13 protein-coding genes are annotated in these 14,665 nt (G+C 47.2%); 8 read left to right on the top strand and 5 right to left on the bottom strand.

What is annotated here, in order from left to right:
• Window positions 1-63: 63 nt before the first annotated feature.
• The 4 genes from B5D35_RS07985 to B5D35_RS07970 all read left to right on the top strand — a co-directional run bounded on the left by B5D35_RS07985 (window position 64) and on the right by B5D35_RS07970 (window position 3,978).
• Window positions 64-1,890: an ABC transporter ATP-binding protein gene (locus B5D35_RS07985; protein WP_078752059.1), complete on the top strand. Its 1,827-nt coding sequence runs from the start codon at window positions 64-66 to the stop codon at window positions 1,888-1,890.
• A 131-nt stretch (window positions 1,891-2,021) separates the two neighbouring features.
• Entirely contained in the window at window positions 2,022-2,252 is a 231-nt protein-coding gene (locus B5D35_RS07980; RefSeq protein ID WP_078752058.1) for a hypothetical protein, read from the top strand.
• A 207-nt stretch (window positions 2,253-2,459) separates the two neighbouring features.
• A complete protein-coding gene (locus B5D35_RS07975; RefSeq protein ID WP_078752057.1) occupies window positions 2,460-3,617 on the top strand; it encodes a flavohemoglobin expression-modulating QEGLA motif protein in 1,158 nt (385 codons plus the stop codon).
• 103 nt (window positions 3,618-3,720) lie between these two features.
• Window positions 3,721-3,978: a hypothetical protein gene (locus B5D35_RS07970; protein WP_078752056.1), complete on the top strand. Its 258-nt coding sequence runs from the start codon at window positions 3,721-3,723 to the stop codon at window positions 3,976-3,978.
• Between the two features lie 18 nt (window positions 3,979-3,996).
• On the opposite strand, the gene B5D35_RS07965 is transcribed toward B5D35_RS07970, so the two are convergent.
• Window positions 3,997-5,079 carry an endonuclease/exonuclease/phosphatase family protein gene (locus tag B5D35_RS07965; RefSeq protein WP_078752055.1) on the bottom strand — a complete coding sequence of 361 codons (1,083 nt, stop codon included), beginning with the start codon at window positions 5,077-5,079 and terminating at the stop codon, window positions 3,997-3,999.
• Window positions 5,080-5,131: 52 nt separating this feature from the next.
• The gene (locus tag B5D35_RS07960) at window positions 5,132-5,632 is read right to left on the bottom strand and encodes a hypothetical protein (protein ID WP_078752054.1); all 501 of its coding nucleotides are present in this window, start codon (window positions 5,630-5,632) and stop codon (window positions 5,132-5,134) included.
• A 276-nt stretch (window positions 5,633-5,908) separates the two neighbouring features.
• On the opposite strand from B5D35_RS07960, the gene mobB reads away from it, so the two are divergent.
• Together mobB and B5D35_RS07950 are read left to right on the top strand one after the other, a co-directional pair.
• On the top strand, window positions 5,909-6,487 hold the full coding sequence (gene mobB, locus B5D35_RS07955; protein WP_078752053.1) for a molybdopterin-guanine dinucleotide biosynthesis protein B: 579 nt from the start codon (window positions 5,909-5,911) through the stop codon (window positions 6,485-6,487).
• 176 nt (window positions 6,488-6,663) lie between these two features.
• Window positions 6,664-7,119 (top strand): methylglyoxal synthase, encoded by a 456-nt coding sequence (locus B5D35_RS07950; protein WP_078752052.1) that lies wholly within the window; start codon window positions 6,664-6,666, stop codon window positions 7,117-7,119.
• Window positions 7,120-7,183: 64 nt separating this feature from the next.
• Here the strand turns inward: B5D35_RS07950 and B5D35_RS07945 are convergent, their stop codons facing one another.
• Window positions 7,184-7,480: a winged helix-turn-helix domain-containing protein gene (locus B5D35_RS07945; RefSeq protein ID WP_078752080.1), complete on the bottom strand. Its 297-nt coding sequence runs from the start codon at window positions 7,478-7,480 to the stop codon at window positions 7,184-7,186.
• 450 nt (window positions 7,481-7,930) lie between these two features.
• Here B5D35_RS07945 and B5D35_RS07940 point away from each other — a divergent pair, with 450 nt between their 5' ends.
• Together B5D35_RS07940 and B5D35_RS07935 are read left to right on the top strand one after the other, a co-directional pair.
• The gene (locus B5D35_RS07940) at window positions 7,931-8,179 is read left to right on the top strand and encodes a hypothetical protein (protein WP_078752051.1); all 249 of its coding nucleotides are present in this window, start codon (window positions 7,931-7,933) and stop codon (window positions 8,177-8,179) included.
• Between the two features lie 138 nt (window positions 8,180-8,317).
• The gene (locus tag B5D35_RS07935) at window positions 8,318-9,664 is read left to right on the top strand and encodes a permease (protein ID WP_078752050.1); all 1,347 of its coding nucleotides are present in this window, start codon (window positions 8,318-8,320) and stop codon (window positions 9,662-9,664) included.
• A gap of 70 nt (window positions 9,665-9,734) precedes the next feature.
• On the opposite strand, the gene B5D35_RS07930 is transcribed toward B5D35_RS07935, so the two are convergent.
• Window positions 9,735-11,483 (bottom strand): type I secretion C-terminal target domain-containing protein, encoded by a 1,749-nt coding sequence (locus B5D35_RS07930; protein WP_078752049.1) that lies wholly within the window; start codon window positions 11,481-11,483, stop codon window positions 9,735-9,737.
• Window positions 11,480-14,584, bottom strand: coding sequence for a beta strand repeat-containing protein (locus B5D35_RS07925; RefSeq protein WP_078752048.1), 3,105 nt, complete (start codon window positions 14,582-14,584; stop codon window positions 11,480-11,482). Before B5D35_RS07925 ends, B5D35_RS07930 begins: the two co-directional genes overlap by 4 nt.
• Between the last annotated feature and the right edge of the window lie 81 nt (window positions 14,585-14,665).

Below are 14,665 nucleotides of genomic sequence, written 5' to 3'. Positions count from 1 at the left end.
AAGGCGTATCATGTGGTCTCTTTGTGACCATTTCTCCCTACACACTTTCGAGACCAACTCAACATGATCTTCAGACTCTTCGAGCAAATTACGCCGGCTTTTCCGCAAGCCGAGCCCGCTCAGCCACCAAACTCCTTGTTGGATTTTTGTCGTCACTACACCAAAGGATTTGAAAAACCTTTAATCCTTATGTCCTTACTGACCGCCATGATAGCCGTGGCAGAAGTGACGCTTTTTGGGTTTCTTGGCCAGTTAGTTGATTGGCTATCAAGCCAAGAGCAAAGTACATTTTTGGCCAATGAAGGAAATACACTCTTTTGGATGGGTGCCCTTATTTTGGGGATGCCTCTGCTCGTTTCACTTCATTCATTGGTTCTCCATCAATCCCTATTAGGGAATTACCCAATGTCGATTCGCTGGCTCGCGCATCGGTATCTTCTAAAACAAAGTATCGGATTCTACCAAAACGATTTTGCAGGCCGAATTGCCACTAAAGTGATGCAAACCGCATTGTCTGTACGTGAAACCGTGATGAAACTGCTTGATGTCGCCGTCTATATTTCTGTGTACTTTTTCAGCATGCTTTTCGTAGTCGGCCACGCCGACATGCGCTTAATGGTACCGCTTCTCGCATGGTTGTTAGCCTACATTGGTATTCAAATTTACTTCGTTCCAAAGCTCAAGGCTGTGTCCACCGAACAGGCCGATGCTCGCTCATTGATGACCGGCCGAATTGTTGACAGCTACACCAATATCGCGACCGTAAAATTGTTCTCTCATACCGAGCGTGAAACTGCTTATGCCGAAGAAGGCATGACGACCTTCATGGACACGGTCTACCGACAAATGCGTCTGGCTACCGGTTTCAATATCGCTGTTGAAGTGATCAACTATGTATTGGTATTCGCTATTTCAGCTATTTCCATCTGGTTGTGGCTTGATGCAAAAATCACCATCGGCGCGATCGCTATTGCCGTAAGCCTGGCCCTTCGCATCAATGGCATGTCTAAATGGATCATGTGGGAAATTGGCTCGCTGTTCGAAAACATTGGTACTGTCGTCGACGGCATGAGAACTCTCTCGAAGCCTGTAGAAGTGACCGACAAACCCGACGCGCCTGAACTGGACGTACCAAAAGGCGAAATTGCATTCAATGACGTAACCTTCCACTATGGCGAAACCAAAGGTGTCATCGAAAAACTGAACTTGTGCATCAAGCCAGGCGAAAAAGTCGGCCTCGTCGGACGTTCAGGTGCAGGTAAATCCACTATGGTGAACCTGTTGATGCGCTTTCATGATGTTGAAGGCGGTGAGATCCGCATTGATGGCCAGAACATCTCTGAAATAACGCAAGATTCGCTCCGTGCAAATATTGGGATGGTGACGCAGGATACATCACTGCTTCATCGCTCTATCCGTGAAAACATTCTGTATGGCAGACCGGATGCCACGGAAGAAGAGATGATCGATGCCAGCAGAAAAGCACAGGCACACGATTTTATCGAAACGCTTAGCGACCCACATGGCAACCTCGCTTACGACTCCCAAGTAGGAGAAAGAGGCGTCAAGCTATCTGGTGGTCAAAGGCAACGTGTCGCGATATCGCGCGTTTTACTGAAAAATGCACCGATTCTGATCCTCGACGAAGCAACGTCAGCACTGGATTCTGAAGTCGAAGCAGCGATTCAGGAAAGCTTGTACCAGTTAATGGAAGGCAAAACCGTTATCGCCATCGCTCACCGGCTATCAACCATTGCTGCCATGGACCGTCTCATCGTATTAGACAAGGGTGAAATCGCCGAAGAAGGTACTCACCAAGAGCTCATTGCCAGCGGCGGGATTTACGCACAACTTTGGCAACATCAAACGGGCGGATTCATCGGAGACTAACACGCCACATCAGCCAACAAGCAAATATTCAACGCAAAGGGATGACTTAGTCGTCCCTTTGCTTTTGTCGCAGAAATGAGAATTCTCTCCTACCCTTAGCGAAAGACTACCGTTAACTAAAGGAAGCCATTATGCGATTCACTCTCCTCGCTGTTACCGTTCTTACACTATCTGCTTGTACTGATTACGACCCTATTCCGGTCAGCCAGTGCAACAAGGTTGTCAGCCATGCTCAGAAAGTCTTGGGCGCATTGGCACCGAGTGCTAACGAGCTTATGAGCCAATGTAAATCAGCCTCTGACAGTGAGCGGGGCTGCGTAATAGCCTCCTCTAAAAAAGGCCAGCTCGCACAATGCTTGTAACCCCAAAGCAATAACTTAAAATGAGTATTCCGGCGAGTGATCATCTATCACTGCCGGTTAACTCTCGCCCTCACGCCCTGCTCTATTTCAACTAAGAAAAATCACTCATTTTTGTTGTGGAAATCACAAAACCGACGCATACTCAATACCTTGTTGTACCCAAGGATGTGACAAGATCCCTTGTCCAGGGGCAGTGAGGGACATAATTTGAATACAGGATGTTTAACTTCTTACCCACGCACAGACCTTCTCCATGCTGCGAAACTTGATGACGCACTGTTCAATTTAGTCAATGGTATCGAAATACTCTCGGCAGTCAGCCCTTTAAATTACAAAGAGCAAAAAGCAGACTTTTTCAAGCGCCACTATTCGTTCGAACCTACTTTCACCTACAAAGAAAATGTCGCGAATGCGTTTCAACTAAAACGGCAGCTGTTTAACCTTCCCATCGAAAAAGTTGAAGACGCCGATCTTCAAACAATCTATGAAGATGTCATCGTTTCCTACGCTGACAAAGTCGATCAGTTGCAAACTATCGGAAGCAATGAATTTCTCTACAATTCGTTACGCTATTTTGGCGAGCCGACGGAAAAAGACATTCGTAACGCAACGTTTATCCTGCACTTGCCCGACACCGACGATGAAGATTGTGCCTTGGTCGATGCGGCCGGCATTCAACACATCATGGAAGCCTTCGCACAGCATGAAGGATACGACTACCAATTGCTGATTGACGACAACATGATTGCCAATGCATTGGTTTCCGGCACGTCCGTAAAAATAAATTCCGCGGCACAAGTACCCTTGGTCGAAGCAAACGCCCTGGCGCATCACGAACTGGGCGTGCACCTTGTAACCACCCTTAATGCACGCGTACAACCACTCAAAATACTGTCGCTAGGTTGTCCCGTAAATACGATGACACAAGAAGGCATGGCAATTTTAAGTGAGTATTTGGCGGGCCATCTGTCAATCAAACGTCTGAAAATTCTGGCTCTTCGCGTGTTGGCCGTGGAGTCTATGATTAAAGACAAATCTTTCCGCACCACATTCATGATGTTGAAAGAGCAGTATGGTGTTGAACGAAACTTGGCATTTACAATTACCGCACGCGTATATCGTGGTGGTGGTTTTACCAAGGACTATCTCTACCTGAAAGGCTTCCATGAGGTGCTAAATGCGTACGAACAAGAGAAAGGCTTTATGGACTTGCTTTGCGGAAAAACCGCATTGATGCACCTTCCACAGATCAATCGCTTGGTTGAAAAAGGTATATTCATCCCACCACAAAAAATCACGCCGTCTTTCAACGCTCCGCAAGATAACGACGAAATTCGCCGATTTATCACGCACGCAATTAAGTGACGGTTAAACGCGCTTACCTTGTCATCGCTGCCATCTGATTTGACGATGAGGATTTGAGATCGTTTAGGTATATACTGGCTCCGATATATTTCAGGAGCCATTTATGCAACGTTCAACCCTTATCGGTCTCAAAATCGGTCTTTTAGCACTTTTGGCATTTATCGCCGCTATCGGCATGAGTGTGAATGCGCCCGCTTCACAATGGCTCAAAGAAGCGTTTCTAGGGCTGAGCTTTAGCTTTGGTTTTGGACTCGGCTTGCCAGACGCCGTCGCTTACGTTGCAACGATTCTGGTATTTGTTGCGATATTCAGTGCTGGATATTTCGTTGGCAACCTCGTTGTAAAAAAGCTCGAAAACTAGCCAACACTCCTCTCCCCCTTAATCAATGTCAATATCCACCCAAACCAAACGGTGATCTGAGGGTGCTTTAAATGACAGACGCCCTTGATTATCGGTAAGAAGCGAATACAAAGGGGCATCTTTGCGCGGCCAGAAAACGCCGCAATCCTTTACAGTTAATTCACGTGAAGGCAGCACATAGTCAAGCCTCAGTCCCCGGTTGTGCGTTGCCAGTGCCTCATTCTTTACGTGTTTGTTAGCAAAGTATTCTATGGCACCGATACTTGAAGGAGAGACATTTGCATTCACTCTTGGATGGTTAATAAGGGATAGTATTGCAGCCTTGTCGCCATCACCGTTTGCGCTGTCCGCGTTCAGATCGCCCATCACCACAAAAGGCATCTCTGCACAAACACCACCATGCAGACCATTATCGTCACGCAACGCATTTTCATCGGAGATGATCGCATCCAACAGTTTAAGTTCGTCAGCATTTCTGTTGAGATTTCTTTTCTCCGGACCGTCAAAAACTGGTGGTGTTGGGTGGCATGCAACCAAAGTAATCGCTGAGCCCTCAATTTCAATAGGAATCGCAATGTGATTTTTGGAGGACATCCTTAGTTTGGCGGCAAACTCTTCGGGGTAGAAATCTACAGGCATGCGCGATTGAGGCATGTCTTTCCACAAGAGTGTTTGCCACGTTCTGACGTCATCTACCCTTAACGGATACTGACTCAATACAACGAAACCGTACTGCCCGTGATGACGACCAAACCCTTGCGCTTTCTCAGGAGCCATCGACACATCATCGTCCAATACAGGCAAACCGGTATTCGAGGGCGGAAGATAGCGATAAGGATAGTGAATAGGCTCAAGGCCAAACTGACCCGTGCTCAAGTATTCGCGACAAAAATACGCGAGAGAACCCGCATCCCCGCCTTCACCCGGATGATCGAATTCACACAACAGAAGTACATTCGGACGGCAGTGCTGAATGACAGCGGCCAGTTTCTGAATTCTCTTACTGTTACTTTTAAGCTCTGTATGCACAAGATCGGGCAAGTCCGCAGACATTGCCACATTAAAGGTTGCGAACCGAACGGTGGAAGGCTTCGCTGTCATATTCTAGGTCACCAAAGGGTACAAGACCCAAATGGTAACCTAGTCCCGGCATTTATGAACAGCGTTGCCGATTGAGTAATTTAGAGAGTGCATCACGGATATACTTTGCATCCGCTTCCGCACGATGCGGTGCCGGCCCCAAAGCATCCAACGCGGAGATAAAATCCGACTTTTGTATGCCATCGATTCCTTGGAGCCAATGCCCCACTTCTGTCAGTGTAAATGCTGGTCGCATGTGCGCCGACTTGTAGAGTCGTCCGAGCCAGAACAAATCCCACTGACTGTCGCAAATGACATCATCATAAACGCATAATCTGCTGTTCAGATGCGCACAGACATCAAACACTGACATACCTTTTGTCATAAGTTCTTGTCTGCTTATGCCGTGGATTTCGTTCTCAGCATAATCGTCCCAGTACTGCCAGTTTTCTGAGGATGATTCGGGGTTGATAAGCAAGCTAACGCTTGACCCATCAGGAAGGCTATAGCCTACTTCAATCGGATATGATGCTTCAGTGAGACCTGATGCTTCAAAATCGAGTGTAACCCACATATTATCGCTCCGTGATAATCAGATGTATCTGCAGTTATCGAGTCAGGATCAAGCCAACTAATGCCCACAATTGCTTATCCATAAGAACTTTGTGATGCATAGAATACTTGCCCAGCCAGGCTCGTGTTGGTTTGTATTTTAGATAACAACGATTAACTATGACTAACTGTAGTGCCTCTTCGCTATCGTGCACGTCTTAATCTTGTACGCGTACCGATTTATTTTGGGCCTTATCACTTTTTAGAATGACACTTTGCATTTAGGGCAATGAAGATTATGGATTCCAACAAGTTAACACCCGTTATCGGCTTTGCCGGATTCAGCGGCTCAGGAAAAACGACATTGCTTGAACAAGTTATCCCGCAGATCAAAGCACGAGGATTGCGAGTTGGCGTACTTAAGCACAGCCACCATACAATTGAACCGGATCCACCAACGAAGGATAGCTATCGTTTACGCTATGCAGGAAGCGATCAGCTGCTTTTGGCTACCGCCCAGCGGCATATGCTTTTTTTCGAATACCATGATGTTGAAAACCGAGAACCAGCGCTGACAGAGTGCTTGGCACAGTTAGACCATTCACGCCTAGACGTCATCTTGGTTGAGGGGTTTCGCGATGCCACATTGACAAAAATAGAGGTGCATCGTCCAAGTTACGGTAAACCTCTTCTCTGTCAAATCGACAATAATATTGTCGCGCTGGCCACTGATGGTGCCGTCGAGATGCATCAGAGAAACGAGATGAATATTGAAACATTGGATTTAAACCAGCCCACCCACGTCGCGCAATTCATCCTACATTGGCTTGAGCATGGTTCGAAAGAACAAAAATACCGCGCTTATTCGAGTAATTAGTGCTATCCATCACGAGTCAAAGTGATAGATAGGTGATTAGGGGTATGAGACATGTCACAATCAGTCCGTATGAATTACTGATCCCTGTCGGGAAAATCACCGTTGGTTGTCGCAGATGACAATGAACATCATTCAGAATGTGCTTTCTGTTTTTCCTCTAAATAAAGAAGTTAAGAATGAAGTCCACCACTCGTAAAGTAAATTCGCGCAAGCAAGTCGCCCTTGTTGCTCACGACCACTGCAAATCCGAGCTGGTTCGTTGGGTAAAAGAAAATAGAGAAGAACTGTCTCAACATTCACTTTTTGCCACAGGCACAACAGGGAATTTACTTGGCAAAGAGACCGGACTTTCAATCACCTCTTTGATGAGCGGCCCGATGGGCGGCGACCAACAACTCGGTGCCATGATCTGCGAAAAGAAAATCGACGTTCTGATTTTCTTCTGGGATCCCTTGAGTGCAGTACCCCATGATCCTGATGTTAAAGCACTGCTTCGTATTGCCGCGGTTTGGAATATTCCCGTTGCCATTAACCGCGCATCAGCGGGCTATCTCATTACTTCGCCTATAATGGCACAAGAAGTAGAAATCGAAGTACCTGATTACGACGCCTATCTGGCAGAACGACTGTAATCGTCGATAATCAACACGTTGAATTTAAACGCCCAACTCTTGGGCGTTTTTTTATGGGTGATGCCTAGCTGGATTGAAGAGGATAGTTCAGCGTTTCCTTGATAAAAGACAGATTCCTCTTCACCCATGATTTATTGATCGCCCCCCAATCAGAGATTTGATACCCACCGTTTTTGTTGGCACCAACAAACTGCACCTCAATATCAAGTTCGGCTAATGCATCAATCGTATCCTGCGCAGTCCGTCTCGGCATCCCTGTTTCACCTATTATGGCGGGCACGGTGTTTACACCTTCATCAATAAGGTAAGCCACTAAAAGGCGGCGATAAAAGCTGGTTTTGGTTTTGCTGGGTGCTGACAAATGTATCCCCTCTTTTTTTTGTTTCCCAACAGTGTAACGGCTATCTGTTAGGGAAAAAGTACGGGGTTGATGATCGGTGCCAAGGCTCACAGAAGTAACCTTGGAAAGCCACTTTTAGCCACATCTCATGCCTATTGACTTTTCTCTCGTTATCTCAGGAATGACACACCAATAGAACCTCAATCGGAAAAGTTTAATGCCAGACTAGGTGTTGACTAAATACATGCGGAACATTGTGGGTAGGAGAAAGCCAACTCATCGACGTCACTACGATCCCGTGTTCATTGTTAAGGGCAATTGGTCTCGATGAAAGCGAAGATTTTCGAAAGCCAGCGAGAACTTATATTTCAATTTTCCTGCTGCTTTTACGTGATTTTTAGGCGTTACAATGAAATGAAGTTAAGCAAGAAAGCTATATAGACACACAACTATCCGTATCAGGAGGCCATTATGGCGCAGCAAAAAACCAAAGTGTCCACCCATGAAACAATGGAACATGCTTACGGCGACGACGTAGAGCATAAACACAATAAAGATCATATGGACTATCGTGCTCATGAGCCTAGCCACGGCCATCACTTACACGGCGGTGTAGACACCCATAAAGGTACGCATCACCATCACCGAACAACTCACCATCACCATCATTACTACGGCCCAGTAACCATCGTCATGGGCCCAGACGACAACGAAGAATAGCCTGCAAATATTTTTTATTGCCTAAGAAGCCCGCCTCACGCGGGCTTCGTTGTTACTTGCTTGCATCTTAGGTGATACACCAAAGTGCATCACCCACGACTAGCCTTACTTCCAAACTCACCAAATGAGGGTTCAACAATGGGAAGTGGTGATAGCAATATCGTTTTTCACATTCTGGATGTCTTTTTCAACATGGTTTGGCAGATATATTGGCCCCTAGCCTTCGGCCTGATACTGTCGTCATTTATTCGCAATATGCTGCCTGTTGATACCGTTTCAGCGCACCTAGGACATACCAGCGTCAGAAGCTTATCCATTACCACGTTATTAGGCGTGGTCTCGTCCTCGTGCTCCTACGCAGCAGCTTCTCTCTCCCATACTTTACTTCTTAAAAAAGCCACATTGGCTAACGCAATGGCCTTTTTGGTATCGAGCACCAACCTCATCGTAGAAATGTTTATTGTTCTCGTCGCTTTACTCGGCTGGACGTTTCTCTGGGGGGAAATCCTTGGCGGATTACTGCTTATCTGCTTTGTTGCGTTGCTTTTCACCCGCTTCTTCCCAAAGGACGTCGAGCAAGAACTAAGAAACAAATTGGACTCAGAAGGGGCACCTGTCGCTAAACACGACTGCGGTATGGATATGGGCGACATGCATCATGAAGACCATAAACAAATGCACCCAGAGAAAGAAGTTGATGATTGTGGCATGGCGGGTATGCATAGCGAAAACCACGAACATATGCACCATGACCATGGCATGCACTCTCACAGTGAAATGCATCACGACGAGCCTAAAAGCGACTGTGGCATGGACATGGGTTCTATGAACCACGATTCGCATGCGCACATGCATGGTTCCAATACATCTGAGATGCCACATACCCCACCAAGTAAAATGACGAAAGCTGCTGGATTTTTCCATATGGACTTGGCGATGATAGGCAAAGAAATTTTGATAGGTGTCGTAGTCTCTTCCCTATTAATTACCATTGTGCCGTTGGAAGGCTGGCGCGCGCTGTTCATCAGCAGTGATGCCAACCTCCCCGTTTGGTTACATTCATTCCTCGATGTGATCATTGGTATTTTCGTGGCCATGATTGCCTACGTATGCTCAGTCGGTAATTTGCTTCTGGCCGCAGCACTTTGGCACGGGGGAATTTCGTTCGGCGGTGTGATTGGTTTTATTTTTGCTGATGTACTTACGATTCCCATGATGCGGGTTTACCAAAAATACTATGGTGTTCGACCTGCAAAATGGATGGTGGGCTTACTCTTTGTCGCCATATTACTGACCGGACTGAGTGTCGATATCGTTTTCCATGCACTGGGTTTCGCGGTAAACGATTCGTCGCTACGGCCCCTCGTTCAAGATGGTTTCGGCATGAACTTCACCACCATCATGAATCTGATTTTCATACCCCTGTCGGTTTGGTTTTACCGTATTGGTAAAAAAGCCAATGCCGGAATGGGCATGAGCATGTAAAAAAGAAAAGGTCAGGCATTTTTTGCCTGACCTTTTCTTTGCGTGTGACTTTTATAGACCTTTGGCAGCGCTAATGATCGATATTGAGATACGCCTGCATCATCATCGACTCCAAAACCAGATGACTTACTTCGCTGTCCGATTTTCCAGAAGTATCGATAGAGTATGCTGTTGCCATGTCTGACACACTCAGATTATCGAACACAATTTGTTGGTCTATATTGCCATCACCATGACTGGAAATACTGATGACAGCATGCCCGGACCCATCGTCTAACACTGACAGATAGTCATCCATGGTTGCGTCCGTTTCATCTTGCAGTAAATCGGACAAGTCCAGCACGTCATTTAGCAGATCGAAATCAGTAATATGACCAATGGTCACGCCCGCTTGCCCTTCAACGTCTGCTTGCAGGAATTTAAACGTATCCGTACCACTGCCACCCGTGAGCGTATCATCGCCCGCTCCGCCAACAATAAGGTCATCGCCTAACCCGCCGTCCAGGGTATCATCACCACCACCACCATAAATCGTTTCATTTGCCGAGGTGCCTGTAAACGTGTCATCGGTACTCAAACCCGCAAATGAAATGATCGGGTCATCAATGATACTGACAGTAACGGTTGAACTGACTGACTCCGATGAATTAGACACATTGTAAGTAAACACCTCTGTTTCATTGCTACCATCACTCGCTGACGTCAGCAGAAACTGATATTCACCCGCGCGATGGACGCCATAGTTCTCGGTGTAAAGCGTGAATTCGCCGTGGTCTGTGGGAATGACAATAATCCCCGATCCATCAGGGTTGTAGGTGGTGCCATTCCATTCAACAGTATCTACTTGCGCATCTCCCGTAATGCCCAAGTCATTGTCCAATACATTCCCAACACGATAGTGCAGATCAGCACCATAATCCGACCCGTAAGTCAGGCTGGATTCATAGACGGAAACCACGTCTGCCACTGCAGTCATGGATAAATCATGGGTGATTGTCAATACGGCAGTATCCGTATCGCCGTCGTTATCACCCAAGGTGTAAGTAAATAGCTCATCGCTGTATGGTCCAGAACCAGACACCGACGATACAAAGGTATAGCTCCCGTCCGGACTGATTGTCAGCGTCCCGTGGGTCGCTGTAATGGTTGTTGCACCAGACACAAAGAAGGTTGTTCCATCATAAAGAACGGACGTCACTTTGGCATCTGACGCAACAGTATCGGCACCGCTACTGTCTGTAATGACATTGCCATAGATTGACCCCAACTCGCCAACGCTGTCACTGTCACTGTCATCATTGGCCGTGATATCCATGTCATCCACATTCAGAGCCACTTTTGTCCAGCTTCCGTCACCTACACGGTAGTAAAAACTGTCTTCAATGCTAGAGGAAGATGAATGATCAAGTAGCGGCGCAACATAGGTAAATGAACCATCTGGATTGACCGTGACCGTCCCCCCCAAGGTGGTGGTAAATGTCACCGCACCTGAGACGGTTGCCGCGTTGCTGCCCGAGGCATCCGTCGCGACTTCAATGGCATTGTTTGTATCGCCTGTGTCGTTAGAGAGCAGGCCTGACGCTTGATTTACCGTTAACGTCCCTTCTTCCGTTATCGAATAGCTATCAGCGACAGCGGAAAAATCATCGGTAAGCGTGATCCCGAAAGTCTTAATGGAAACATTCCCTGATGCATCCACCGCTCTCACCGTCACGGTTGGATATGGATCAGTTTCAAAATCCAGCTTGGAGCTGTCTCTAACGGTCACGACGCCAGTACTTGAATTAATTTGAAATGCACCGTTGTGATCATCTGTCAAAGAATATGATGTCGCGTCTTGCGTCGTCGTAAAGGATACGGCGTAATTTGAAAAAAGTTAGCATAGTGCTGCCCGCTGGCGACATTCGATGTTTGTCCGTCATACGTTACGGTTGCCCACACATCCGTTCCATCCGAAAGCGACTGAACGTGACCAGAATTGTGGGCGTACACGATTCCACCCGTTGCGACTACCGTAGAGAGAAGTGTTCCTCCCAGGTAAAAGTTAACCGTTGCGCCAGAAGGGATTCCATTCGCATGAATGCCCGTCACATTCCCCCAACCATGTGCATGCCAACGTACTTGTGTACTGTCTATCCAGCTGCCGATGCCTTCAGGGTCAGCATACGCAGTCAGTCCAACGGTGGTACCATTCGCAGCGCTTTCACTGATAATGTTTGACGATCCATTACTGTCAGTGATTGCGCCGATATTTGACCCATCGGTTTCCGACGTTACATCAATGGTGTATTCCTTCGATACATGAGAGCCATCCGCGGATGTTGCTTTAACCTCAATCGTCACTTGAGGATCTGTAGACGCATTCAATAAAGCATGGTTGGCAACGTATACCTGTCCCGAAGATGAGTTGATACTGAATGCGCCGCCATGATTATTAGTCAGACTATAAGTAACATTATCGCCATCGCCATCCGTCGCTTTCGCTTGCAGATAGGTATACCCATTGCTCGCATCACCAACCAAATTCTGCATTGCATTATTATCAGATAGATCACCAATACCACCGTCGATAATATCAATGTCGTAATTTTTTGAACTCAAACTTCCGTCACTGGACGTAGCAACGACTGTGATAGTTTGTGTGGTACCCGTTAGCGTACTCACATCCGCGGCGACCGTAACGACGCCTGTAGCGCTATCAATCTCGAACAGCCCCCCCGCGTCATCAGTCAAAGAAAACACAACGTTATCTCCATCCGCATCGATAGCTGAAAGGTTAACGCCTACCGTAGCGCCAACACTTGCAGTAGCGGCTACTTGATCAATATCCGTATCGCTGTCTGTGATGGCTCCTAAACTATTGTCCGTGTCGCCCATCGCAGGATCAGCATTCGATACATCTATCACAAACGACTGATTGCTAGTACTTCCATCAGTCGAGCTCGCCTGCACCACAATTGTGTGCTGAGTAGCAGTCTCATAGTCCAAATTGCCATTAACTGTGACAACACCGGTCGTGGCGTTAATGGCAAACATGCCTCCCGCATTGTCTGTCAGCGTGTAAGTTACTGTATCGGTTGCATCACTGTCAGAAGCATTCAGCGTTATCCCCACTTGCGACCCGATAGATGCATTCTCTGATATGGTGTTTACCCCTGCATCCGTATCTACCACCGCGGTGACGGCAAACTCAGAGGTGTCATCCGTTAGCCCTACCGTCAGCGTATGGGTACTGGTGCTGCCATCTGTCGATGTCGCTAACACAGTGATCAGATGTGAGGTGACACTTTCATAATCTAACGTACCATTAACGGTGACTTCACCCGTTGAGGCATTGATAGCAAACAGTCCTCCCGCGTCATTGGTCAATGTATAGGTGATACTGTCTGTCCCATCATTGTCTTGAGAAAGGAAAGTCACACCAACCGCAGTTCCGATGGTTGCAGATTCGGACACGGTATTTGCCGAAAGATTGGAATCCGTTATTGCACTGGCCGAGAACTCGGTGGTGTCATCCGATACATTGACAGTAAATGATTGGCTGGTTGTTGACCCATCCGTTGACGTTGCCACTACCGTGATACTGTGACTGGTGCTTGTTTCGTAATCCAATGCAGCAGCCACAGTCACCACACCCGTGCTTGGGTCAACAGTGAAGCGGCCGCCCGCATCATCTGATAACGAGTAGCTAATCACGTCAGATAAATCGCCATCTGCCGCACTAAGTTGTACACCCACTTGGCTACCCACGGTTGCACTCTCCAACACAATATTGGCACTGCCATCTCCGTCTGTGATTGAGGAGACGCTGAACTCAGCGTTATTGTCAGTTAAGGCAATGGTGAACGTCTGTGTTGAGGTGCTGCCATCTGTAGAGGTAGCTTGAACGATGATGGTTTGCGATTGTGCTGTTTCATAGTCAAGTACAGAGCTGTCAGCAACGGATACTTCCCCCGTAGCGCTATCAATCTCAAACGCGCCACCCGCGTCATCGACTAAGGAATAAGAAATGTAATCGCCGTCAACATCGGCTGCGCCAACAGTGAGTCCCGTCAAACTGCCATCAGCGATGCTTTCGGATACCTCTCCGTAAGCACCATTTATTGCGGAAATAGCGGACACCGCATTGTCTGTATCGCCTTCTTCTGGGGAGCTGTTGGTAATGTTGATTGTGAACTGTTTGGTTTGAGTGTGGCTGTCTTCTGACGTTGCGGTCACTTCGATCGTATAAGAAGACGCGGTTTCGTAATCCAAGTTTCCCGCGACAGTGACAACCCCTGTTTCCGGATCAATGGCAAAGAGTCCGCCTGCATCATCGCTCAGCGTATAGGTGACATCACCATGCCCATCATCAAATTCTTTCGATACACGAATGCCGACTTCATCGCCAACTTGTGCATTTTCATTTAGTGTATTTTCGCTGTCGCTAAGATCAATCATCTCCGCCAGCGGGAACATACGTCCAACCAAATTAAGCTGGAAAGGTGAAAGCTCACCAAGAATGTCTTTAGTATCAAAACCCGCCATCTCTGACGTAGCAACACCTAAGTGTAAACAGCCTTCGATCACTGACAGAGGGACACGGGTCTCATCATGAGACACTTCTTCTTCGTTTTCTCTACGATGTCCGATTTGGATCCCTGAGTTCGCAAGCCCAATGACAGATGCAATGCCTGCACTCGGAAACGTTTGCGCCAAAATATCATCTAAATCGTCATTCGCAATCGCTGAGAACACGGGCTGGGGACCATAATCTGCAATAACAAATGCAGTTGCTCTGCTTCCCAATCCTGAGTAATCCGCAGAGCCTGGTGACGCCATAAAACTGGCGTTGTGAAACGCAATGATCAAATCACCCGCATAACCTACGTCATTCCCGTTAACAACTCGAAGTCCACCCTCAGGAGAAACAGCAATCATATCCCAAACCTCCAGGTCAAAAATGGTTAACCTAAAGCCCGCATCCTTTCGTTATTCCCAAGTGACTTGAAGATGCAAGAT

The organism is Enterovibrio nigricans DSM 22720 (assembly GCF_900167155.1).
GTDB lineage: Bacteria > Pseudomonadota > Gammaproteobacteria > Enterobacterales > Vibrionaceae > Enterovibrio > Enterovibrio nigricans.
The sequence above is the reverse complement of the archived record's forward strand: the minus strand, read 5'-3'. Positions and strand labels throughout refer to the sequence as shown.